The organism is Halpernia sp. GG3 (assembly GCF_052976925.2).
Genome location: NZ_JBRIIR020000017.1, coordinates 195,277 through 218,496, shown reverse-complemented (window position 1 = coordinate 218,496; position 23,220 = coordinate 195,277). Strand labels below are relative to the sequence as shown.

The window sequence follows — 23,220 nt, the reverse complement described above, 5'->3', positions numbered from 1 at the left end:
ATTTTTAATTCTGAATTAAATAAGAAAATCAGGAGCAGCCGCAGTTTTTATCACAACCAGATTTACTTTTTTTAAACTTTTTAAAGGAAAGATTTTTTCTAACAATTTTATAAAGGTAAAAACCCGCAAAAAGAAAAACGAGCGTGATGATGAGATATTGAAATTGTAAAGAATTCATAATTTTAAGTTTAGAATTATTTTAAATCAAATGATAAATAGTGTTAAAGATTTTAATGGCCACACTCTCTGTCGCAGCCGAACTCGCCTTTAACTTGCTTTTTTGTAGTGAAATTTTTAGCGATAATTTTAATTAAGTAAAAACCCGCCGCAAGAAAAATGACGGCAATGGTGACGTATTGAAATATTAAAGTATCCATAATCTTAAAGTTACGATTAATTTAAATGATTATCACTTAAAAACTTGATAAACAATGAGCGAGGCAAAATATGCCAAGCCAGACATACCCAAAAGTTGCACCAAAGTCCAGCGCCAGGATTTTGTTTCCTTATAAACTACCGCAATTGTAGAAACGCATTGCATAGCGAACGCATAGAAAATTAAAATAGAAAGTCCAGTCGCAAAATTGAAAACTTTATCACCATTGGGTTTTGTGTCATTTCGCATTTTATCAATCATTCGCGTTTGTGGCGCATCATCATCCAAAGAATATAAAGTGGACATTGTGCCGACAAAAACTTCACGAGCAACAAAACTTGTTAAAATCCCAACGCCCATTTTCCAATCGTAGCCAAGCGGCGCAATTGCGGGTTCAATAGTTTTTCCCATTTTTGCCAAATAAGAATTTTCAAGTTTTACGTTGGTAGAAACAAATTGAGTGCTTTGTTTTGGCGGTCCGAAATAACTGAAAACCCAAATAATTATACTTACGATAAAAATTATTTTCCCTGCGCCAGTAATAAATTCCCAGACTTTGCCTAAAGTTAATTTAAAATTATAACGCCAAAGCGGCATTTTATAAGCCGGCAAATCCATTACCAAGAAACTTCTTGAGGTATCTTTTATAATTTTTTTTAAAATAAATGAAGCAACTAAAGCCATGAAAAATCCCAGAAAATACATGAACATTAACATGAATGCTTTATACTGAATTCCTAAAAATGTTTTGTCTGAAATAACTAAAGCAATAATAATACTGTAAACGGGAAGTCTCGCAGAACACGTCATAAAAGGCGTTACCAAGATTGTTATCAATCTCTCTTTTACATTTTCAATATTTCTGGTGGACATAATCGCCGGAATTGCACACGCCGTCCCAGAAACTAAAGGAACGATGCTTTTCCCGTTTAAACCAAACGGTTTTAGAAAACGATCCATTAAAAATATGACACGCGCCATATAACCGGAATCTTCCAGTAAATAAAGGAAATATAATAGAATCCCGATCTGCGGCGCAAAAACCATAATGCCGCCAATTCCAGGAATTATTCCATTAGAAATTAAAGAATTTATTGGTCCCGCTGGAAGATGCGTTGCTGTGAAATTAGAAAATGCAATAAAAAATTGCTCAATCCATTTCATGGGATAATCTGCCAAAAAGAAGACACTTTGGAAAATTAATAATAAAACAAGCGCAAAAATAATATAACCAAAAACAGGATGAACTAAGACTTTATCTAATTTCTCTGTTAAGAGTTCTTTAAATTGCGGTTTTTTAGTTAAAACTTTAGAAACGATTTCATCAATTTTTTGATAACGCCGAACCGTTTCTTGAACTTGTAACCGTTTAGGGACCAAACATTTAACATCATTCTGCATTAATTGGTCATTCACAGTTTCAAGTTTGCCGAGATACGTTTCAGAGGCTAAAAGCGTCCAAACTTTATACTGGTTACTTTCGTGAATGTTTTCTAGAATTTTAAAAACCAAACCTTTTTGCGCCATTGGAATTTCAAAAGAAACCTCTGAAGAAACAGAAAACTGTTCTTTAAACACGGCTTCTCTAATATCATCAATCCCAATATTTGCTTTTGCATTGGTTTTAATGATGGTCACTTTCAATAATTTTGAAAGCAGTTCTAAATCTAAATTGATACCGCGTCTTTGCGCCTGATCAATTTGATTAACAACTAATAAAACGGGGATTCCTAAATCTTGTATTTGTTGGAAAAGTAGAAGACCTCTTTTAATGCTCAGTGCTTCTAAAACATAGACGACGCCGGCATAATTTTGCTGTTCGTCTATTAAATATTTTGTGAAAATGGCTTCGTCTTCAGAACCGGGGTAAACGCTATAAGAACCGGGTAAATCTATAACTTCAACTTCTTGCTCCTGAAATACGTAGTTCCCGGATTGGCTTGCCACAGTTACACCGGCATAATTTCCTGTCTTTTGTTTTTTGTTACAAAGCCAATTAAAAATAGTGGATTTCCCGACATTTGGGTTGCCAACTAAAATTATTTCCTGTTTGTTTTTGGACATTTAATTAGAAATTACATTCTAGAAATTATCTGTTAGACTAAAATCTAAATTTTTAAATTGTTAGAAATCTTCAGTGCCTTATTTTTTAATAAATTATAGTGCTTCTTTTACAAAAATATACTGGGCTTCTTCTTCGCGTAGTGCAATCCTGCTTTTTTCTTCACCAAATTCTATATAAAGCGGTCCTTTAAAAGGTGCCTGATAAAGTATTTTGAAAATTGTTTCAGGTAGAAGCCCCATCTCAATAATTTTCGTCGGCATTTTTAGATTATCATTATCATAACCTTCTATTATCCCAACTTTATTTTTTGGGAAGCAACATAATTTATTAGATAAGTCTGCTTTCAATGTTCTATTTTGAAGCACAAATATACTTATTTAAATTTAATCTAAATAAGGAAATTTATAAAGATGGGAATATGTCATAAAAAGATCCAGAAGTATAAAACTTCTGGATCTTAAAACCACTACTAAAAATTTCTTATTTTTTTGTGGGCATGTACATTTCTATAGGATTATTATTTGCACCAAAAAAATCGCGGGTCATTTTTTCTTGTTTTTTTAGCATATCACCAATTGTTCCGTCCATTCCCGGTATTTTTCTATCCATCATTTCTTTCGTAAGCATTGGTCTCATTGTTGCAAACGGATCTTTTTTATACTCAGTCATGGATTTTTCAAATTTATCCCGCGGTACAATTGTTAATTTGCCTGCTCCACCCGGTGTAATGGTTTCGGCGTAAGATAATTCCTGAAAATTTTCTACTTTTTTATTTCCTCTCAATAACCAGGAATAATTTTTTCCGGAATCTTCTACTTTAACAATCAGCCCCGGTAAACCTTCAAATTTATAAGGTCCATCCTGAAAAGGAAGATCTGTAGAAAACCAGGCTGTCCATTGTCTTCCGCCAAAATCGGTAGTAGCCTTCTGAGTATTATAATCGCCAATTTTTTCTTTTTCACTAGAAATTTTCCAATTGAATTTTGGTTCTTCATTATAAGCAATTTGTAACGGTGTAAAGCCGCTTGAAATTCTATCACTATAAGTTTCTTTCATACTTGGATATGATTTCTCAACTTTAAATCCAAATTTAGGCATTGTGATGGTTTTAGAAATATCCTTGAAAGCGCCGGATTTTTGCATTTCCTCAACTGCAATTTTCATGATGGAATCCTGCGCCACCAAGGTATAATCACGGTAAAGGGATTTGTCTTTAGTAATATCTAAGATCGTCATTACTTTTTCCACTTTTGCAGAATCCTGTTTCGGCTTAAAAGTAAGTTCATAAAAAAAACGATTGGCTGTAACCTGCGCATTTAAAAGAAACGCAACTGCAAGAAAAACTATTGAAAAGTATTTTTTCATTATGTTGTTATTTAATTTAATTAGTAGCCAATTTAAATTTTTGTTACATAACTTTGGGTAGATTTCTAAAAATTACAATCAATTTTACAAATTATTAATTATAAAACTTATATAAAATGGATGCTTTAGAAAATTTACAAAAAGAGTACAAAGACGAATACGAAATCACAAAAAAATTTATTGCTAATTTCCCGGATGGTAAAAATGATTATGCGCCACACGACAAAAGTATGAAAATGATGCCGTTGGCAACGCATTTGGTGGAAGTGTTTGCTTGGCCAGAAACTATATTAAATACAGAAAAATTAGACTTTGCAAAAGGAGATTATAAACCTACTTTTTTAGAGAAAAAAGAAGATCTCATTCAAAAGCTGGAAAGCGACTTTCAAAAAGGAAAAACGGCGTTAGATCATGCAAAAGAAGAAGACCTTGATAAGCGCTGGACGATGAATAATGGGGAGACGGTTTTAATGGATTTTAATAAATACGAAGCGATCCGTCATTCTTTAAACCAAATTACACATCACCGTGCGCAACTTGGCGTTTATTACCGCTTAAATAATGTTCATTTGCCCGGAAGTTATGGGCCAAGTGCGGATACAGGATTTTAGTAGAGGATAATATTCAATAATATCTAAAATAAAAATTCCCGTCTACTAAAGGTGGGAATTTTATTTTTAAGGTTTCAGCTCTATTTTATTATTATTTTTCGCCATTTCAGCTTTTGCGTTCTTTTCCATTTCTCGTAAAACATCTTTTGGCTCAGAAAATTCTTGGCCGTTAATATTTATTTTAACTTTAGAATTTGGCATATTCAGCATTTCCCGCATACCTTGAACCGGATCTTTTCTGTATTTTTCTAACTGAACAAGATATTGTTTACGGCTAACTTCTAGGGGTTTTCTATTAAAAAAAGCAGGGACTTTCTCACTTTTAATTTCGTCAGAAGCAACTACGCTGAACTTTTTTAAACCTTTCATTAAAAACTCATGCGTTTTTGAAGCATCTTCCATCTTCAAAATTAGACCAGGAAGTCCTTGAAATTTATATGGACCATCTTGAATCGGAATTTCTGTGGTAAACCAAGCCGTCCATTTTCGACCGGCAAAATCTGTAGTTGCTTTTTGTACCTTATAGTTTTCAATTTTATCATCTTGCGGTAAAATTTTCCAAACTAATTTGCGGTCTTCTAAAACACGGTATTTGTCATTATCAACGTTCGTATTGAGAAATATTTGATAATCTGGATATATTTTATCTACAGAAAAATCAACATCGCCTGAATTCGACTGACGAGAAATACTTAAGTTTTTAGAATTAATTGCCAATTGTTTCCGAACTGATTCAATCATTATAGAATCATTTTCAAATTTGGATTTGCTATAAAACTTGGAGCCATTCTTATCAATATCAAGATACATCCATTCTTTTTTAAGACTGTCTTTACTTAAAGAATCAGATTTAAACTTATACTCATAGATCACTCTTGTATTTTGCGCGTGCGCCGCAAAAATAATTAAGAGAAAAATAAGACTTAGTTTTTGCATTTTACTTGAAATTAAATTTCACCGTAAACATTACCTGGGTTGGACGAAGTTGGTATCTTGTAAATGATTGCAGAACTGCGCCATTATTAAATGTTTCAAAAACTCTTCTATTGGCAATATTCAACCACTTTAGCTCAAAATCGATTTTCTTTTTTGCCCAAGTGTATTGATATGCGATGTCATAAAAGGCATTCTTATAATGATTGATTCCTTGCGCCGAGTTGATCTGATCCCAATTAAAAGTTACAATATTATTTTCTAAAGGATAAAAAGCTGCGGTTAAGTTATGATTGTAACCGGTGCTTTTACTTTGGTTAAAAATACTGTTTTGTTTATTCCAGGATTTGGTGAAATTAAAATCTAAACTCATCCAGGAAAAATAAGCGTTGTTAAATTTAAAGCCAAAATTTTGAGAAGTGCTTTTGCTTTGGAAGAATGTTCCATTTTGTAATTGATCTGCCACGCTTGCACTATTAGACGCACTTACAGAAGCGTTTGTTTTAAATTTTGGAAAATATTTACCCACTTCTACGCTTTCACGGTTTGAATTGGAAGAGTTATCCAGCCTCTGATAATTTAAAATTGTATATCCGGCGTCACTAATAGTCGGTGAGGCGATAAGATTATTTTTATTGGTATTGTAAGAATATCTTACATTAAAAAATAAATTGTTTAAAGGATTTCTGTATTCTAATCTTGGACCAATGCTTTTGCCAATGCTCTCAGAAACTGGCGTATTTGCTGGGATAGCATTGATGGACGCTGGATTCGTCAAAAGATATCCTGCATACGTATCTTGAATAGAACCAAAATTATAATTAATATTACCAAAAATACTGGCTTTCCAGAAGGAGGCAAAGGAATACTGCGCAAAACCATTAGGCTCAAACGTAACTTTATTTAAATTTTTTGAAACGTTGGTTCTTGGGTCATCTGCTTTAATGCTGTTAAAATTCACGGGAAAATTTGAGTACAACATCCAGGAATCACTTTTATAGTTGACACCCACTTGTGCGTAAGGTTTTGCAGTTGTAAATTTTAAATCATTGGTATAGGCGGCCGGATAACCAAACCTGCCGTTATTATTAAAACCAAGAATCTGCGTATTTAAAAGCGTATAATTATAATCAAAACCGAATTCTGGTGTAAAAGTCCAGTTTTTTGCGCTGAAACCTAAATTTACAGAATGATCTGCCTCAAATGTTTTCAGTTTGAAATCCTGCTGAATTTTATCTGCGTTTGTCGGGAAAATGCTCGTGTAATTTGCTGGCACAATTTCGAGATTCTGCGAGTCATTTTGATAATTGATATATGACATTAGGTTTACCATTTTATCCTTCCAAGGAATAATAGTGCTTAATGAATTCTGAAACGATGAGGTTGGGGAGTTTACGCTTTCGCCTGCGCTTTGCAAACCATTTACGCTGTTTCGACTAACATCGGCACGGTTTCCATTCCAAAACTGGGAAAATGTAGTTGTGTTTTTAAAGAAACCTTTTTTAGCGTTTTTAGTAAAAATTAACTCTCCTTTTAATTTGTCAGTGTATAATTTATTTTTAATAGTTGTTACGTATGACGTGTTGGTCTGTAAATTTGTGGTTTGTTGAAAATAGTCTCTGTCAACCGCGTTATTTGTATAGCTGGCGTTACCTTTCAGTTCCCACAATTTATTTTTGTCAATATTTGTTAAAAAATTGGCGGCTAAATAATGAACATTGTTAAATAAATAACGTTTTTCCGGTAAGCTGGGCGTGGACGCTTTTTCAACATCAATCCAATTATTTTGCGAAACATTTTCTCTTCTTCCTTCATATCGATTTCCAAAGGACAATAAATTACCGTCATTCTCTACAGATTCCCCATTATTATTGGTTTTATAGTTTACTACCCATTGCGCTTTTTGACCGAAGAACATTGGAGTTAATTTTACATTGTAAACAAATGGATCTGCAAAACCGACACCCACTTCACCACGACCAGTCATGGTAACAGATTTTTTTAAAACAACGTTCAGTGCCGCTTTCTCAGAGGGTACTTTGTCCTGCAGCATTTTTATGGGTTGGTGATTTTCTAAAACTTCCACTTTTTGCACGGCATCTTTCGGTAAAGCATTGTTAATACTTCCGTAGGCACCTTCCATTAAATCTTTACCGTTAACATAAAATTTATTGATCGCTTCACCCTGGTACAAAACTGAACCGTCGGGATTAACTTCAATTCCCGGGATTTTCTTTAAAACATCGGCTAAAGAACGGTCACTTTTATTCTCAAATGCTTTTAGATCGTAAGAAATAGTATCACCGCGTTTGGTGATCATTTTAGTTTTTATTTTTACTTCTTTTATTTCCGTTGCTTGGGATTCTAAGCTAAAATTAGAAGTCTGAGTTGTATTTGATAGTGATTTTAATATCGGTTTTTGGTTAAACGCTTTTATTTTTAAATCTACATTTGGCTCAGCTGTTGTAAATGTGACTTTATATTCGCCTTTAGAATTCGTAATAGAATAAGCAATGATGGCATCTTTTCCAGTTTCTTCGATAGTGACACTTGCGCTTGGAATTGCCTGACCATCAGAATCTGTAATTTTGCCTGAAATCGTATGTTGTGAAAACATAATTCCTGAAATGGAAAATAAGAAAATGAGTAAAACTTTTTTCATAGTATAAATTTCTTTCAAATTAGTAAGCATCGTCCATTAATTGTTACAAATCTCTTCAAATAGTTAGTATTACGATTTTACTTTGCTCAAGTGTAAGATGTTTTAAAAATCGATAAGTTAAAATAATTTAAAAAATTCTATTGTTTTTTTTTCTAAATTTGCCCATTAAGATAAATATATGCCGCTTCATTTAAAACCCATAGACATTGTCGACGATATTTCAAAAGAAGAATTTTTTGAAAAATATCTGAAACCGCGTAAACCAGTTGTCATTAAAAATCTGGCAAAAAAATGGCCTGCTTACAAAAAATGGACGATGGAATATTTAAAGGAAACCGTTGGTGATGTAGAAGTTCCTTTGTATAACAGCGCAAAAGCGGATCCATCAGCGCCAATAAATACGGCAAGTGCAAAAATGAAGTTTACAGATTATATTGATTTAATCAAAAGTACACCGACAGATCTTCGTATTTTTCTATTTGATCCTATTAAAGAAGCACCAAAATTACTCGATGATTACATTTCACCCAAAGATCTTATGGGCGGATTTTTAGATAAACATCCCGCAATGTTCTTTGGCGGGGAAGGCTCGGAAACTTTTTTGCATTTTGATATTGATATGCCGCATATTTTCCACACCCATTTTAACGGCAGAAAACACGTTCTTTTGTTTGATTATAAATGGAAAGAGCGTTTGTACAAATTACCATACGCTACTTATGCGCTGGAAGATTATGATATTTCTAAACCTGATTTTAAAAATTACCCTGCTTTAGATGGTGTAGAAGGTGTGGAATGTTTCTTAGAACATGGTGATACTTTATTTATGCCGACTGGTTGCTGGCATTATATGAAATATTTAGATGGAAGTTTTTCTATTTCACAGCGGGCTTGGGATCAATCTTGGGCTGTAAAAGCCCACTCACTTTGGAATCTTGCAGTACAGCGCAATTTTGATAATATCATGAAAGGCCGGTATAAAAACAGATACATGGACTGGAAAGAGAAAAAAGCCGTAGAAATTGCAAACAAAGCCTTAGAAAAGGGTTTACCGAAATAAAATTAAAACGCTTTCACCAATTGAAAGCGTTTTTTTTATTGGTAATACATATTTAGAAAATCAAAAAACTCCTCCATTCTAATAAAGTTGTTGATGCCTAAATAAATAACTAAAACACTTGTTGTCAAATACAGAACTGTCTGGATTTTAGGTGAATTTTTATAAGCATAAAATAGCCAGCCTAATAAAAGTGGATAGACGAAAACGAAATGTCCGCCATAAATGTAGGCTGTGTGCAAGCCAAATTTCAGAACACAGTGAATCATAACATCTACCAGCAAAGAGATCATCAGAATCTGAACTAGCTTATTTTTAAAATTTTTGACGTAACTCCAGATAATGAGACTAAAAATAACAGCGACAAAAACATAAGGAATCCAACTGCTGTAAACTTCCATAAACAGAGCTTTATACTTAAAACCTGATGCATTGTGATAATCCCGGATTACAAAATTTGAGAATAAAATGTTGCCGCCCAGAAACCAGGAAGATATCATATCCCAAAGTGGAGTGATTTTCGGTTTTGAAAATTTTTCATACTGCTCGCCAGTTTTTGCAAAGATTCTTGAATAGTCAAAATTGAGACGGTTCAAATAAAGCAAAATAAAAATAACCACAGAAACTACAGCGCGTACAACTGCATTTAAAATTCTCTTCCAGTCCCAAAAAAGTTTTTTCTCAAATAAAACGGGTATAAAGACTTTCACGGCATTTGTAATCGTTAATCCGCCGATAAAAATGGTAGAAAGCACCATTGCAGAACCCGATATTTTTTCATCTTTTCTTAATTTTAAAGCAGAATAATAATTAAATAAAACCAAGAAAAACAAAGTGTAAGTATAGGTTTCGGGGGTAAAAGAAAGTAAGATATTAGTCGAGAAAAGTGCGAAAAAAGCTACAATTAAAAGGGAGATTTTTAAAGGAAGTCTGATAATATTTTTTAAATATTTAAAAATCTGAACTAAACTTAAACTGATCGCAAAATTGCTGCACCAAGCTAAAACCAGTCGAAAGGTAGCGTCCATTTTACCGCCTGAGATCCAAAAAGCAAAATTTCTAATGCCGTCAAAAAAATAATTGGAAAGCGGATGTCTTTCAAATCCACCGCCTGTCATGACGATAGCGCGATTATCAAAGCTGAAATAAGCATCCCATGGAATTCTGTTGTCAAAAATAATTCTGCAATTCAGCGCAATAAAACTGCCGAGAATGCCGTAAAGTATAAAGAAAAATACAAATAAAAAAAATTCATTCCATTGACTGGGAAAAATAGTTTTTAAAAAGTCTGAAGATTTTTGTTTGAAATGCAAGGCTAAATTTTTCGCAAAATTACGATTTTTTAAGAACTACAGGATAAACTTGAACTACCAACTACATCTTCATATTTAGAAGGTCTCTTTAATGAAAATTCTGGATAAATTTCTTGATAAGGCTGTTTTAAGGCAATTTGCAATTTTTCCAAAAGTTCAGTTTTTCCTATATTTAATTCGGCAATGCATTCATAAAGCAGATAATTCCGAAGAATAAATTTTGGATTATTTTTAGCCATTAAATTTTGAGATTCTTCCCGTAAAATTTTATTTACTTTCAATCTTTCGAGGTAAATTTTAAGGAAATTGTTAAATGAAATTTTTGATTCTTCTCTCAAATCTTCATAAAACGCGTCATTAAAAAATGTAAGATCTGAAGATTCACCTATTAATTCTAACTTATTAAAAAACAAAGTGTGATCTATTTTTAAATCTTGCATCATCCTCTGCCATTGGCTAAAAAACTCTAGATCCTGTTCCAGAACTTCATCAAAACCAAATTTATTAGCAAGCATTTCATCATGTTTTTTCCAGAAATAAAGACCAAAGTTATTTAAAATGTCTTCCACTGTTTTTTGATCTTTTATCAGCGGAAAAAGTGCGTTAGCCAATTGCCAAAGATTCCATTGTGCTATTTTTCCTTGATTTCCGAAAGCATATCTTCTGCCGGGTAAATCGGTGGTATTTGGAGTAAAATTTAAATCATATTCATCTAAAAAAGAAAACGGTCCAAAGTCTATTGTTAGGCCTAAAACTGACATATTATCAGTATTCATAACCCCGTGTACAAATCCTACGCGAAACCAGTCAACCATTAAATCTGCGGTTTTTTCAGAAATTTCGTTAAACCATTTTGCGTACTTTTCTGCATCATTTTTATCGATTTCAGTGAAATAATTTTCAATGGTGAAATCTGATAAATTTTTCAAGGTATCAATTTCTTTTCGGGCAGATAACAACTCGAAATGACCAAATCTCAGAAATGATTCGGCAGTTCTGATAATAACTGCACCTTCTTCATACCGCGCATTTCCATTGTATTGTTCGTCTCGAAGAACTTTTTCGCTCGTTTTCACTAAACTTAAAGCACGCGTTGTTTTAATTCCTAAAAAATGCATTGCTTCACTCATTAAATATTCTCTTACTGAAGAACGCAAAACTGCGCGTCCATCAGCATTTCTTGAGTACGGTGTTGCACCCGCGCCTTTGTATTGAAGTTCTGTTTTTTGATTAAATTGATTTAAAATTTCGCCAAGATATATTGCTCGTCCGTCACCTAATTGTCCAGCCCAATTTCCGAACTGATGTCCGGCGTAAGCTGTAGCGTAAGTCTGAATATTTTCCGGTAAATTTTTTCCGGCTAAAAATTGTAAATCATTTGAGTCAATTGATCCCAAACCAATTTCGTCCGAAAGTTCCTCATTAAAACAAATTATTTCAGGATTTTCAAATTCTACTGGTTTTATAGTACAAAATAAAATATCCGGAGTCTGCCGTTGCTGGGTATTTCCAGATAAATCACCGGGAAATTTTGATATGAAAGGGGAAGTTATTTTAGATAAATTCATAGTTACAATTTAGCAAAATTTTAGGTTTCAAAAAAACAAAAAGCCTTCCATTTCTGAAAGACTTTTAGTTTAACTACTACTATTTTTTATTTATTAAAATCAACTCCGTCAGAAGAATTAATTTTTTCATTAACGTTATCTTCTTTTTTTGCAGGTGATTTTTTGGGTTCAGAAGGTGGGTTTGGGTTTTTAATTTGATCTATTGTTTGTAGACCACCTTCATCGCCGTAACCGCCGCCCAATCCACGCAAATCATCACAATTGCCCGTCCAGTTTGAAGGTTTTAAAAACTTATCATCAGGCGATATATTTAAAGTTTTATCTGCCCAGACTTTTTTCATAAAAATTGCCCATATCGGAAGCGCCATTCTTGCTCCCTGCCCTTCGCCGGTTCCTGCAAAGTGAGTTGCTCTATCTTCCCAACCTACCCAAACGCCGGTTGCTAATTTTGGTGTAATTCCCATGAACCAACCATCAGAGTTATTTTGAGTTGTTCCAGTTTTGGCTGCAATATCGATAGATTGTGAAACTCCCCGTCTGGTAAGTTCTCCAAAAGCAGTTCCGCCGGGTTCAGTTACGCCTTTCATCATATCGATCATTGTATATGCATACAACTCATTCATCACTTCTTTTATAACTGGTTTCACCTCTTTTATTACAAGCCCATTTGGAGTTTGAATTCGCCAGATCATTTCAGGTTTTATATAATTTCCATAGTTGGCAAAAGTATTATAAGCACCCAACATTTCGTAAATCGTGATATCTGAGGAACCCAAAGCGGTTGTTAAATTACTTTGCATATCACTTGTAACTCCCATATCGCGGGCAAGTTTTATAACATTATCTGGACCAACTTCATCCATCGTTCTTACGGCAGGTGGATTTTGGGATCTTGATAAAGCCTGTCTGTAAGTCATAGAGCTTGGTCCAGCTTCAGAAACCCGATAATTTCCTTTTTGAAAAGGTGCGTTTGAAACAATTGAACAAGGGGTTTTTCCTAAATTTATAATCGCAGCCGCATAAACGAATGGTTTAAAAGTAGATCCAACTTGTCTTTTACCCTGTTTTACATGATCATATTGATAATGCTGCCAGTTAATTCCCCCGACCCAAGCTTTGATATCACCAGTTGCAGGATCCATTGACATTAAACCTGCCTGTGCGATTTGTTTGTGATATCTAATGGAATCGTACGGTGACATTTCTACTTCTTCCTCGCCTCCCCAAGAAAATCTTGACATTTTTGTAGGCGTTTTAAAGTCAATCATAATGGAATCATCGGGAACATTTGCCGCTTTTAATTGCTGGTAACGACCTGTTCTCTTCATCGCCTGAAGCATCAAACCATCAATTTCTTTTTGATTTAAAAAATAAAAAGGTGCTAATTTCCGACCGCGCTGTTCACTATCAAACCTTTTCTGCAGATCCGTAAGGTGTTCTTTTATTGCCTCTTCTGCATAAATCTGCATTTTTGAATCTAAGGTTACAAATATTTTAAGACCGTCCTTATAAAGATTCAATACTTTACCTGTTTTCTTTTCGTAATCCTTTAAATATCCGTCTATTTCTTTTCGCAGATAATATTTGTAGTAAGCAGAATAACCTTGATCAATCGTTTTTATAGGATGAAAATCCACTTTCACGGGTTCAGAAATAGCTTTAGTGTAAGTTGCTTCGTCTATGTAACCCGTTTCTTTCATTTGCAGCAAAACGACATCTCTTCTCACTTTGGCAGTTTCAGGATGTCTGTACGGATTATTCTTTACCGGATTTTCGAGCATTGCTACAAGGATTGTCGCTTCCGGAAGAGTCAATTGACTGGTTTTTTTATTAAAATAAACCCTGGAAGCCATTTCAATTCCATTAGCGTTAAAAAGGAAATCAAATTTATTAAAATATAAAGTGATGATTTCGTCTTTGGTATAGATCCGCTCTAAACTTACCGCCACGCTCCACTCTTTTAATTTCTGGAAGGCTCTGCCGATTTTATTTTGAGATGCTTTTTTTGTAAAAAGTAATTTTGCTAATTGCTGTGTAATTGTAGAACCACCACCACGTTCACCGCGAAAAAATATGGCACGTGCGATAGATTTTAAATCAATGCCTGAATGTTCTTTAAACCGCTCATCTTCTTTAGCTTGTAGAGCATAAATTAAGAAAGGAGGCAGATCTTTATAAACAACTGGCTGGGTTTTTTCTTTTTCAAATTTGCCCAGCATTACACCATCTGAAGACCAAATTTCTGAAGCAACGTAAATGTCAGGATTTTCCAGTTCCTGAACATTTGGCATTTCCCCCAAAAAGCCCTGTGACACTGCAAAAAACAAACCTGAAATCCCCAATACTACCGCTATAAGTCCCACCCAAATAAACTTGACAAATTTTTTATAGCCGGTATTTTTATTTTTTTTCGGTGGTAAAGGAAATGTCGCAGATGTTTTTTTGCCTGTTCCTGTGTTGTTTTCCATTATTTTAAGGCTTTGCAGATTCTATTTTGATACCTAAATCTTCTATGCCTGGAAGAATGTCTCTTCTCATGGCTTGCGTTACATTAATGTTATAAACTCCTTTTTCAGTAAATTTATAATTTAATTTATATTGAAATAAAATTTCTTTTGTTTCCCCAAAACCCGTTCCGATCCATTCTCCGTTAGGTTTAGCTAAAATATAATTCAGTGTATCTGTTTTAATTTTCTTATCTGGAGATTCAAGATTTACGATCAAGCGCAAATTGCTATAGGGATAATCATTGTTGTTTCTTACCACAAATATAATATTTTTTGCTTTTTCTGTGTCTTCGGTGTTAAACTTGAAGTCCAGTTTTTGCTTTTTATTCCATTTACTGTTTAAGCTTTTCACATCTACCATTTTGTCTTTTTTGGTACAGGAAAGGCAAATTAATATGAGTAATAAAAAGCCACTAACTCTGTGCATTATTATTTGGATTTGGCGGATATTTTTTCTTAAACTTCTTTTTTGGTTTATTAGTATTCGCGTCTGCAGAAATTGGATTGTTTTCTGACGAACTATTTTGCGAAACCTTATTTTGAGGATTGTTATTCTGCAGTTTCGTATTCTGAGGCGCATTATTCTGCGCATTACTATTGTTATTATTATTCGGTTTCGTATTTTTATTACGGCTGTTTCTGTTTTTTGAAGTATTCTTCTTTTCAAAACGATCCATATTATTTTCCTGAATAATATCTACAGCCTTTTCCTTAATCTCAGTCACACGAACTTCTTCTAATGGCGTGGCTTTTTTACCGGCTTTATTCATCGCCATTAATTCTTTAACGTCATCAATGTGCAGATCATACCAAGCCATTGCCTTATCAGCGTAAGCAAACCACATTTTTCTTTTAAAAACATCGATTTTAATACAAAATGCTTTACCATTTTCTGTATCTAAAGTCGTATTTGAAGAAGGAAAATGACTTAAAGTATCTAAATAGGAATCCAGTTCATAATTTAAACAGCATTTCAATTTTCCACATTGCCCGGCTAATTTCTGCGGATTTATGCTTAATTGTTGATAACGCGCGGCATTAGTATTAACAGAGCGGAAATCCGTCAACCAAGTTGAACAACATAATTCTCTACCGCAAGAACCAATTCCACCTAATTTTGCAGCTTCCTGGCGATAACCAATTTGCTTCATATCGATTTTAGAACGAAAAGTTCCGGCAAATTCTTTAATTAAAATACGGAAATCCACACGATTATCTGCGGTGTAATAAAATGTTAATTTTGCGCCATCTCCCTGGTATTCTACATCTGAAATTTTCATTTCAAGTTGCAATGCATAAGAAATTTTCCTTGCCTGTATTTTTATCGATTCTTCCTTTTCACGTAATCCCTGCCAAACTTCAACATCTCTCTGGGTAGCTAAACGGTAAACTTTTAAAATTTCATTCTCAGGATGGTGTTTTTTCTTCATTTGAATATTTACCAATTCTCCTGTAAGACTTACTACTCCTACATCATGTCCCGGACTGGATTCTACTGTGACAATGCTTCCTATATGTAACGGCAGGTTATTAACATTTTTAAAAAAAAACTTTCTTTCATTTTTAAATCTCACTTCTACCCATTCATTATTAGAAATAGAAGGAGATCGAACGTCTGAAAGCCAATCAAAAACACTTAATTTATAACTATTACCGCATGTATCTACACTATCACACCCATTTGAGCTCTTTGTGCCACAAGAATGGGAAGAATCGCCGGATGTTTTGCATCCACAACTCATATTTTTTTATTTTATATTAATTGCAAATCTAGTATAATTTTAAATTAGAATATTTAAAATAAATTTTGTGTGTTGTGAAGCTTAAAATTTTGAATATTTGAGTGGTCAATTTTTAACTGTAAAGTTAGAATTACTATGGTATGCATTCATTTGTTTAATATTAAACTGTTTGTGTAATTCTAGACTTCAGTTATATTAAATAGTTGAAGGTAAAGTATTTAAAAATTTTAAATAAATTAAACAGAACTGCCATATTAACTTTTGTTTAAAAATGCTTAAGATTTGTTAACATTTGTACTTAAATATATTTTATATTTGATACATTAATAATCATTTCTATGAAAAAAATCTTAATTTCGACAGTTTTACTGTCTAGTTTTATGGCTTATGCAGGCGGCTTCAGAGTTTCTTTGCAAGGTGTAAAACAGTTAGCGATGGCGCATACAAGTGCTCACGTAGAAGACGCTAGTGTTGCTTTTTTTAATCCAGCTGGTATCTCTTTTATCCCTGCAAAGTTAAGTATTGCAGTAGGTGGGTTCGGTGCGAAATCAAGTGTGACGTTTCAAAGTTTAGCCACTTTGGAATCATCTAAAACCAATAATCCTATTGGTACACCAGTTTATGCAGCAGTGGCTTATAAAGTTTTACCAAATGTTTCTCTTGGTTTCAGTTTTTCTACGCCGTTTGGAAGTACAATTGAGTGGCCATACGATTGGGCTGGTAGAGAGATAGTACAAAGATTAGAACTGAAAGCTTACTATTTTCAACCGATGGTTTCTGTGAAATTAGCCCCTTGGGTTTCATTTGGGGGGAGCTATATTTATGCAAAAGGAACTGTAGATTGGGATAAAGCTGCAACGCAAATTGGGGGCACTTTAAATTTAAATGCGAAAGCTTCAGGAAGTGGATTTGGATTTGGATTTTATTTTCAACCAGACAGTAAGTTAGATGTTAGTGTGGCATACCGTTCTCCGGTAGATGTAAAAGCCAAAGATGGTTTAGTAAGTTTTAATATTTCTCAAGCATTATATACGAGTCTTGGTCTAAGTTCTACTGGAACGGATTCATTTACGGCAACTTTACCACTGGTAGATGAATTTACAATTGGTGCAACCTATAAATTCACACCGAAATTTTTGGTGTCCGCAGATTTTAATTATTCTGGTTGGGAGAGATATAACAAGTTGACTTTAAATTTTGCCCATGCACCGATCGGAAATCAAACTGATCCCACTATTTTAGTTAGTCCAAAAAACTTTCACAATACCAAAACATATAGAATAGGAACACAATACCAAATTTCTGATATGATTGCTTTAAGAGCAGGTTATTATTATGACGAGTCTCCGTATACAGATAGAAACTTTCAGGCAGAAACGCCTTCTTTTGATTCTAATGTTTTCACTGCAGGGCTTGGATTCAAACTTTACAAGAGTTTTGGTCTTGATTTAGCTGGCGGGATTGCTTTCCCAAAAAGCAGAAACGTAGACAATACTTATAATAATTTTATTGGCCAGGCAAAAGCGAAAGCATATTATTTTGGTCTAGGTCTTTCTTATAACGCATTTTAATTTTAAAATAATTATGAAAAAAATATTAATTTCAAGCCTGGCTTTCTCAGCATTACTGTTCACCGTGAGTTGCAAAACTGACTTTGAACAAGATGTCAGCAGCGTGGTAGTTTCTAAGGGAAGTGCAGACTTTAGTAAGTACGTTTCAATCGGAAACTCACTAACATCAGGTTACAGAGACGGTGCTTTATATATTGACGGGCAAAATGAATCGTTTCCTTCAATGATTGCAGGTGAAATGCGATTAGCAGGTGGTGGTGATTTTAAACAACCATTGATGGCTGACAATTTAGGTGGAATTCCATCTGTTGGCTTTGGTAATAAATTGGTTCTTGCTGTAGTGAATAATTCTTTGGCACCAATACCTGCATCAGGCGTTGGAACTACAACCTTAGCAAATATTTTTGCTGCAGGACCTTATCAAAATATGGGTGTTCCTGGCGCAAAGTCTTTTCATTTGGGAGTTGCTGGCTATGGAAATGCAGCGGGACTTTCAACAGGACAGGCCAACCCTTATTTTGTCAGATTCGCATCAAGTCCATCGGCTTCTGTTATTGGTGATGCTGTTGCACAAAAACCAACATTTTTTTCTCTTTGGATAGGTAATAATGATGTTCTCTCTTACTCGACAAATGGTGGAACAAATTCCAGTACTTCAGGAGGTGTTACAACTTACACTGAAGCAGTTGATCAAACAGGAAACATAAATCCTGCTACTTATAAAAGCAATGATATTTCAGATCCAAATGTTGTGGCAGCTTCTATAAATGGCTATGTGAATGCACTTACTGCAAACGGTGCGAAAGGCGTGCTTGCGAATATTCCTAATGTAACTTCCATTCCATTTTTTACAAGGGTTCCTTATAATCCATTAACACAAAAATTGATAGGTGCAAATGTTGCGGCGTTAAACTCTGGTCTATATGGGCCATTAAAGCAAGCGCTTACCGCTTTTGGAGCGGGGGCAAGAATTAATTTACTATCTACAACAACAGATAATCCATTACTAATTGTAGATATTTCATTGCAGAATCTTTCCGCACAGCTTACTGCGGCATTAACTCCTTCTTTAGGTGCCTCTACTGCTGCCGCATTTGGGCAAATTTATGGTCAGGCAAGACAGGCCACTGCTGAAGATTTAGTACTTTTAACAACGAGTTCGGTAATTGGAACTACGGTTCCAGGTGCACCGGCAAGTATCAATGTTAATGGTGTTTCTTATCCTTTAGCTAATCAATATATTTTAACAAAAACAGAAGTTGCGAAAGTGCTTACTGCTACAGCTGCTTATAACGCGGCTATAAAATCTATAGCAACTGCAAAAGGATTAGCATATGTTGATACGAATGCAAAATTGATAGAACTTTCTACAAATTCAGGAATTCAATATAACGGAGTAAAATTTACTGCAACTTTTGTTACTGGTGGAACGTTTTCCCTAGACGGAGTTCATCTTACGGGTAGAGGTTATGGCTTAATTGCTAATGAATTTTTGAAACAGATTAACGCAAAATATGGCTCAACTTTGCCAATGGTAAATATTAATAAATATTCCGGCGTAAAGTTTCCTTAATATTAATTTAAAATTAACTAAATATAAAACCACTTGAATGATTTCAGGTGGTTTTATTTTTTTAAATTTGCACCAGTAAAAAATCAATACTACCAAGATGAGCGATAATCACCAAGCCAGTTATTTATTTTCTACAAGAACCAGTAAGGTTTTAGCCGAAAAAATTGCAGAATTTTATGGACAAAGTTTAGGTAAAATTAATTTTCAGAGTTTTTCTGATGGAGAATTTGAGCCGGTTTTGGACCAATCCGTACGTGGCGGCAGGGTCTTTTTAATAGGTTCCACCTTTCCACCAGCAGATAATTTATTAGAATTATTACTAATGATTGACGCCGCAAAAAGAGCTTCTGCAAAAAATATTACGGTTGTTTTACCTTACTACGGTTTGGCCAGACAAGACAGAAAAGACCAACCCAGGGCGCCAATTGGGGCAAAGTTAGTGGCTAATCTTCTTACCGCAGCCGGTGCAACCAGAGTAATGACGATGGATTTGCATGCAGATCAAATTCAAGGATTTTTCGAAATTCCAGTTGATCATCTTTATGCTTCCACTATTTTTATAGATTACATTGTAAAAAACAATATTCAGGATCTTTGTATCGCTTCTCCGGATATGGGTGGAGCTAAAAGAGCAAAAAACTATGCTGGTCATCTGGGAGCAGAGGTTGTAATTGCATACAAGGAAAGAAAAAAAGCAAATATTATTGAAGATATGTTTCTTATCGGTGACGTGACTGATAAAAATGTAATTCTTATAGATGATATGATCGATACTGCTGGAACACTTTGTAAAGCTGCAGAAATCATCATGGAAAAAGGCGCAAAATCTGTTCGGGCAATGGCGACGCATCCTGTACTTTCTGGCAACGCTTATCAAAATATCGAAAACTCAAAATTGATGGAAGTCATTGTAACTGACTCTATTCCCATTAAAAATAACTTGTCCACTAAAATAAAAGTGCTATCTTGCGCCCCATTATTTGCTGACGTTATGAAGATGGTTCACGAGCATAAATCTATAAGCAATAAGTTCATTATTTAATTCATTATCAGTGCATTAAATAAAAATTAACCCTAATAAAATTTTAAATTTATATAATGAAATCAATTACAATTCAAGGTACAAAAAGAGAAAGCGTGGGCAAAAAGTCTACAAAAGTTTTACGTGATGCTGAATTAGTTCCTTGTGTTGTTTATGGAGGTAAAGAAACACTAAATTTTTCCGCGGAAGAGAGATCTTTCAAAGATTTAGTTTACACTCCGGAAGCACACACGGTATCTTTAGAGGTAGAAGGACAGACAATTGCAGCAATATTGCAGGACATCCAGTTTCATCCTTTAACAGATAAAATTCTGCACGCAGATTTCTTTCAGTTAACTGATGATAAACCAGTTACAATGGAAGTTCCAGTAAGACTTACAGGTCGTTCACGAGGTGTTGTGGCCGGTGGTGCACTAAGAAATCCATTCCGTAAACTGAAAGTGAAAGCGCTTCCAGCAAATCTTCCCGACGAGATCGTGGTAGATGTTACTGCTATAAAGATCGGTATGAAACTTTATGTAGGTGATATTAAAACTAATAATTTCACATTTGTTCATCCAGATAACGCTGTTGTTGTTGCTGTAAGAATGGCTAGAACGGCTATTAAAGGCGCAGATTCAGATGAAGAAGAAACTGCTGAAGCAGGAGAAAATACGACACCAGAAGGTGACGCTGCTGCAGAAAACACTGAAGCATAAAAATTTTCTCAAAATCTACAGATTCTCATCCATTAATTTGGATGGGAATTTTTTTTGGTAGCAAGACGGTTTCGCTTTTTTTCGAAACGTAGTCCCGCAATCCACTATATCTTTTTTTCTGCGCTGCCGCGCAGCAAAAAAGGATGCCGTTCCTATCGGGGCTAAATTTCAAATGTATTTTTTTCTTTGATAATACAATGGTTTTTATGATTGAAATACTTCTGAAACGTAAAATTCAAAAACGCATTTTTCCCGACAAAAAAGTTTATATTTGAGAAACAGAAAAAACTAAAAACTAAAAAACCATGAAAAAACTTTTACTTTCAGCCCTTATTTGTACAGCATTTTCTGCTTCTGCTCAGGAAATGGAAACTACAACTTCAGACAGGCAGAACGACATTATGATTAGCCCGATAGAATTGATCGCTTCACAGGCGCTTAATATTTCATATGAGCGACTTTTAAATAAAGACTCGGGAATTGGTATCAACGGTATTTTTGTTTTTAATGATAATCAAAACAGCAGTACTCTTACATCTCAAATTTCGCCTTATTACAGAATATATTTTGGTAAAAAATATGCCTCAGGATTTTTCGTGGAAGCATTTGCACCAATTACCACCTCAAATGATTCTAGACTAAACGTTCCCTACTCGCCGAATAATTATTATAACAACCCCTATTACACTTATGAAAAAAAGACCACTATTGGAGCGGGTATTGGATTTGGTGGAAAATGGGTTGCCCGCAGAAATATTATTTTTGAAGTAAGCGCCGGCGTTGCCCGTAGATTTGGAAATGGTGTTTATGACAAAGTTGCAGGAAAGGGAATGCTTGGAATTGGATACCGTTTTTAGACCTCCAAAAATATTTATTCAAAAGGTTTAGTTTTTTGCTGAACCTTTTTTATTTTTAAAAGTAAAAAAAAGTTTAAACTAATAATAGAAAGCAATGTTCACCGACGAGTATTTTATGAAAATGGCTTTACAAGAAGCACAAAATGCCTTTGAAGAGGATGAAATTCCGGTAGGTTGCATCATTGTTTCTAATGACAGGATAATTGCAAAATCACATAACCTCACTGAAACTTTAAACGACGTCACGGCGCATGCAGAAATGCAGGCGATCACGTCTGCTGCTAATTTTCTTGGTGGCAAATATTTAATTAACTGTACAATTTACGTTACATTAGAACCTTGCGTGATGTGTTGCGGCGCTTTAAATTGGTCTCATATATCTAAAGTTGTAATTGGCGCAAGAGATGAGCAACGGGGTTTTATCAATAAAAATCTTAAGCTCCATCCAAAAACAGAAATAATTGTTGGTGTTTTGGAAAATGAATGCGCGGATATTATTAAGGAATTTTTCAAAGGTAGAAGATAGGTTATAAATCAGTTTCTAAATAGTACATTCTTTTGCGGTGTGCAGCTGCCATCCAAATTCTTTCCGCTCACCATTTATATTACCATCGTTTAATGTCCAATAATATTGCAGAAAAAGTTTAAAAAACACAGGCCGTTTAAGAAAAATGGCAAATCAGCCCCACTGAGCTCCACTATTTACGAAAAAAAGGTTAAGATTTACTGCCAAATAATTATTGATTTACAATCTCCACAAAAGGATGAATAAATAAAATTTCAATAGTTCGCTTTTCGTTTTCCTTCAAGCCCTCCAAGCTCGCCGTCAGATCTGGGATTTAAAATTCTGCGCTAAAAGAGGGGGTAATATTTTGGATTACGAAAAAGAATATTAAACTTAAAAATCAGCGTTATTTTTAATGAACTTGTTCATTTGATCAACCACATCGTCAAATTCAAAAGGTTTTGCGATAAATGCATCAGCGCCCGAGTCTAAAGCAGAGGGTTCTAGACCGCGACTCGCTGACATGATAATTATAGGTATATTTTTAGTATCGGCGGCGTTTTTTAATTTTTTACAGATATCCCTGCCGTCTTCATTCTTGAGCCACATGTCTAACAAAATTATATCGGGATTGATATGATTCTCTAAAAATTCAAAAATTTCTGTACCCCTCTCAAAAGTTGTTACATCGAATCCCTCAATATCAAATACTAAATTTAATGCGTCTAGGATGGCAGTGTCATCATCAATAATTATTATCTTTTTCGGAATCATT

The 23,220-nt window shown here is 34.4% G+C and carries 19 protein-coding genes; 8 read left to right on the top strand and 11 right to left on the bottom strand.

Translation table 11 applies throughout. The annotated features are described in order from the left end of the window. Positions 1 to 409: 409 nt before the first annotated feature. The 3 genes from feoB to ACVBED_RS10380 all read right to left on the bottom strand — a co-directional run bounded on the left by feoB (position 410) and on the right by ACVBED_RS10380 (position 3,806). A complete protein-coding gene (gene feoB / locus ACVBED_RS10390; RefSeq protein WP_447120211.1) occupies positions 410 to 2,440 on the bottom strand; it encodes a ferrous iron transport protein B in 2,031 nt (676 codons plus the stop codon). A 93-nt stretch (positions 2,441 to 2,533) separates the two neighbouring features. After that, entirely contained in the window at positions 2,534 to 2,788 is a 255-nt protein-coding gene (locus tag ACVBED_RS10385) for a FeoA family protein (protein ID WP_447120210.1), read from the bottom strand. A 133-nt stretch (positions 2,789 to 2,921) separates the two neighbouring features. After that, entirely contained in the window at positions 2,922 to 3,806 is an 885-nt protein-coding gene (locus ACVBED_RS10380; protein ID WP_447120209.1) for a GLPGLI family protein, read from the bottom strand. A gap of 116 nt (positions 3,807 to 3,922) precedes the next feature. On the opposite strand from ACVBED_RS10380, the gene ACVBED_RS10375 reads away from it, so the two are divergent. Beyond that, a complete protein-coding gene (locus ACVBED_RS10375; RefSeq protein WP_447120208.1) occupies positions 3,923 to 4,417 on the top strand; it encodes a DinB family protein in 495 nt (164 codons plus the stop codon). Positions 4,418 to 4,483: 66 nt separating this feature from the next. Here ACVBED_RS10375 and ACVBED_RS10370 read toward each other — a convergent pair whose 3' ends face one another. After that, complete coding sequence (locus tag ACVBED_RS10370) at positions 4,484 to 5,353, bottom strand: GLPGLI family protein (RefSeq protein ID WP_447120207.1); 870 nt, start codon at positions 5,351 to 5,353, stop codon at positions 4,484 to 4,486. A 1-nt stretch (position 5,354) separates the two neighbouring features. Continuing rightward, on the bottom strand, positions 5,355 to 8,012 hold the full coding sequence (locus ACVBED_RS10365; protein ID WP_473094971.1) for a TonB-dependent receptor: 2,658 nt from the start codon (positions 8,010 to 8,012) through the stop codon (positions 5,355 to 5,357). A gap of 178 nt (positions 8,013 to 8,190) precedes the next feature. Here ACVBED_RS10365 and ACVBED_RS10360 point away from each other — a divergent pair, with 178 nt between their 5' ends. After that, positions 8,191 to 9,072, top strand: a complete 882-nt coding sequence (locus ACVBED_RS10360) for a cupin-like domain-containing protein (protein ID WP_447120204.1) — start codon at positions 8,191 to 8,193, stop codon at positions 9,070 to 9,072. A 35-nt stretch (positions 9,073 to 9,107) separates the two neighbouring features. Here ACVBED_RS10360 and ACVBED_RS10355 read toward each other — a convergent pair whose 3' ends face one another. The 5 genes from ACVBED_RS10355 to ACVBED_RS10335 form a co-directional block, all read right to left on the bottom strand. Then, positions 9,108 to 10,382 (bottom strand): DUF6080 domain-containing protein, encoded by a 1,275-nt coding sequence (locus ACVBED_RS10355; RefSeq protein WP_447120203.1) that lies wholly within the window; start codon positions 10,380 to 10,382, stop codon positions 9,108 to 9,110. Between the two features lie 29 nt (positions 10,383 to 10,411). Then, a complete protein-coding gene (locus tag ACVBED_RS10350) occupies positions 10,412 to 11,950 on the bottom strand; it encodes a protein adenylyltransferase SelO (RefSeq protein WP_473094970.1) in 1,539 nt (512 codons plus the stop codon). A gap of 86 nt (positions 11,951 to 12,036) precedes the next feature. Next, complete coding sequence (locus ACVBED_RS10345) at positions 12,037 to 14,418, bottom strand: transglycosylase domain-containing protein (RefSeq protein WP_473094969.1); 2,382 nt, start codon at positions 14,416 to 14,418, stop codon at positions 12,037 to 12,039. A 4-nt stretch (positions 14,419 to 14,422) separates the two neighbouring features. After that, complete coding sequence (locus ACVBED_RS10340) at positions 14,423 to 14,884, bottom strand: gliding motility lipoprotein GldH (RefSeq protein WP_473094968.1); 462 nt, start codon at positions 14,882 to 14,884, stop codon at positions 14,423 to 14,425. Then, positions 14,871 to 16,199, bottom strand: a complete 1,329-nt coding sequence (locus ACVBED_RS10335) for a PSP1 domain-containing protein (RefSeq protein WP_473094967.1) — start codon at positions 16,197 to 16,199, stop codon at positions 14,871 to 14,873. Before ACVBED_RS10335 ends, ACVBED_RS10340 begins: the two co-directional genes overlap by 14 nt. Before the next feature lie 338 nt (positions 16,200 to 16,537). Here ACVBED_RS10335 and ACVBED_RS10330 point away from each other — a divergent pair, with 338 nt between their 5' ends. The 6 genes from ACVBED_RS10330 (at position 16,538) to ACVBED_RS10305 (ending at position 22,466) form a co-directional block, all read left to right on the top strand. After that, entirely contained in the window at positions 16,538 to 17,770 is a 1,233-nt protein-coding gene (locus tag ACVBED_RS10330; RefSeq protein WP_473094966.1) for an OmpP1/FadL family transporter, read from the top strand. A gap of 13 nt (positions 17,771 to 17,783) precedes the next feature. Further along, entirely contained in the window at positions 17,784 to 19,343 is a 1,560-nt protein-coding gene (locus tag ACVBED_RS10325) for a G-D-S-L family lipolytic protein (protein ID WP_447120197.1), read from the top strand. A 97-nt stretch (positions 19,344 to 19,440) separates the two neighbouring features. Further along, positions 19,441 to 20,385: a ribose-phosphate pyrophosphokinase gene (locus ACVBED_RS10320; protein ID WP_447120196.1), complete on the top strand. Its 945-nt coding sequence runs from the start codon at positions 19,441 to 19,443 to the stop codon at positions 20,383 to 20,385. Between the two features lie 56 nt (positions 20,386 to 20,441). After that, the gene (locus ACVBED_RS10315; protein ID WP_447120195.1) at positions 20,442 to 21,083 is read left to right on the top strand and encodes a 50S ribosomal protein L25/general stress protein Ctc; all 642 of its coding nucleotides are present in this window, start codon (positions 20,442 to 20,444) and stop codon (positions 21,081 to 21,083) included. 305 nt (positions 21,084 to 21,388) lie between these two features. Next, positions 21,389 to 21,940, top strand: coding sequence for a DUF3575 domain-containing protein (locus tag ACVBED_RS10310; protein ID WP_447120194.1), 552 nt, complete (start codon positions 21,389 to 21,391; stop codon positions 21,938 to 21,940). A 94-nt stretch (positions 21,941 to 22,034) separates the two neighbouring features. Beyond that, complete coding sequence (locus ACVBED_RS10305) at positions 22,035 to 22,466, top strand: nucleoside deaminase (RefSeq protein WP_447120193.1); 432 nt, start codon at positions 22,035 to 22,037, stop codon at positions 22,464 to 22,466. 372 nt (positions 22,467 to 22,838) lie between these two features. Here ACVBED_RS10305 and ACVBED_RS10300 read toward each other — a convergent pair whose 3' ends face one another. After that, a complete protein-coding gene (locus ACVBED_RS10300; protein WP_447120192.1) occupies positions 22,839 to 23,219 on the bottom strand; it encodes a response regulator in 381 nt (126 codons plus the stop codon). Between the last annotated feature and the right edge of the window lies 1 nt (position 23,220).

Excerpts from the sequence above, each read along its gene's own strand:
- ACVBED_RS10345 (WP_473094969.1), bottom strand. The coding sequence starts at position 14,418 with ATGGAAAACAACACAGGAACAGGCAAAAAAACATCTGCGACATTTCCT.
- ACVBED_RS10335 (WP_473094967.1), bottom strand. The coding sequence starts at position 16,199 with ATGAGTTGTGGATGCAAAACATCCGGCGATTCTTCCCATTCTTGTGGC.
- ACVBED_RS10320 (WP_447120196.1), top strand. The coding sequence starts at position 19,441 with ATGAGCGATAATCACCAAGCCAGTTATTTATTTTCTACAAGAACCAGT.
- ACVBED_RS10380 (WP_447120209.1), bottom strand. The coding sequence starts at position 3,806 with ATGAAAAAATACTTTTCAATAGTTTTTCTTGCAGTTGCGTTTCTTTTA.
- ACVBED_RS10360 (WP_447120204.1), top strand. The coding sequence starts at position 8,191 with ATGCCGCTTCATTTAAAACCCATAGACATTGTCGACGATATTTCAAAA.
- ACVBED_RS10300 (WP_447120192.1), bottom strand. The coding sequence starts at position 23,219 with ATGATTCCGAAAAAGATAATAATTATTGATGATGACACTGCCATCCTA.
- ACVBED_RS10370 (WP_447120207.1), bottom strand. The coding sequence starts at position 5,353 with ATGCAAAAACTAAGTCTTATTTTTCTCTTAATTATTTTTGCGGCGCAC.
- ACVBED_RS10305 (WP_447120193.1), top strand. The coding sequence starts at position 22,035 with ATGTTCACCGACGAGTATTTTATGAAAATGGCTTTACAAGAAGCACAA.
- ACVBED_RS10365 (WP_473094971.1), bottom strand. The coding sequence starts at position 8,012 with ATGAAAAAAGTTTTACTCATTTTCTTATTTTCCATTTCAGGAATTATG.
- feoB (WP_447120211.1), bottom strand. The coding sequence starts at position 2,440 with ATGTCCAAAAACAAACAGGAAATAATTTTAGTTGGCAACCCAAATGTC.
- ACVBED_RS10375 (WP_447120208.1), top strand. The coding sequence starts at position 3,923 with ATGGATGCTTTAGAAAATTTACAAAAAGAGTACAAAGACGAATACGAA.
- ACVBED_RS10330 (WP_473094966.1), top strand. The coding sequence starts at position 16,538 with ATGAAAAAAATCTTAATTTCGACAGTTTTACTGTCTAGTTTTATGGCT.
- ACVBED_RS10340 (WP_473094968.1), bottom strand. The coding sequence starts at position 14,884 with ATGCACAGAGTTAGTGGCTTTTTATTACTCATATTAATTTGCCTTTCC.
- ACVBED_RS10325 (WP_447120197.1), top strand. The coding sequence starts at position 17,784 with ATGAAAAAAATATTAATTTCAAGCCTGGCTTTCTCAGCATTACTGTTC.
- ACVBED_RS10315 (WP_447120195.1), top strand. The coding sequence starts at position 20,442 with ATGAAATCAATTACAATTCAAGGTACAAAAAGAGAAAGCGTGGGCAAA.
- ACVBED_RS10310 (WP_447120194.1), top strand. The coding sequence starts at position 21,389 with ATGAAAAAACTTTTACTTTCAGCCCTTATTTGTACAGCATTTTCTGCT.
- ACVBED_RS10350 (WP_473094970.1), bottom strand. The coding sequence starts at position 11,950 with ATGAATTTATCTAAAATAACTTCCCCTTTCATATCAAAATTTCCCGGT.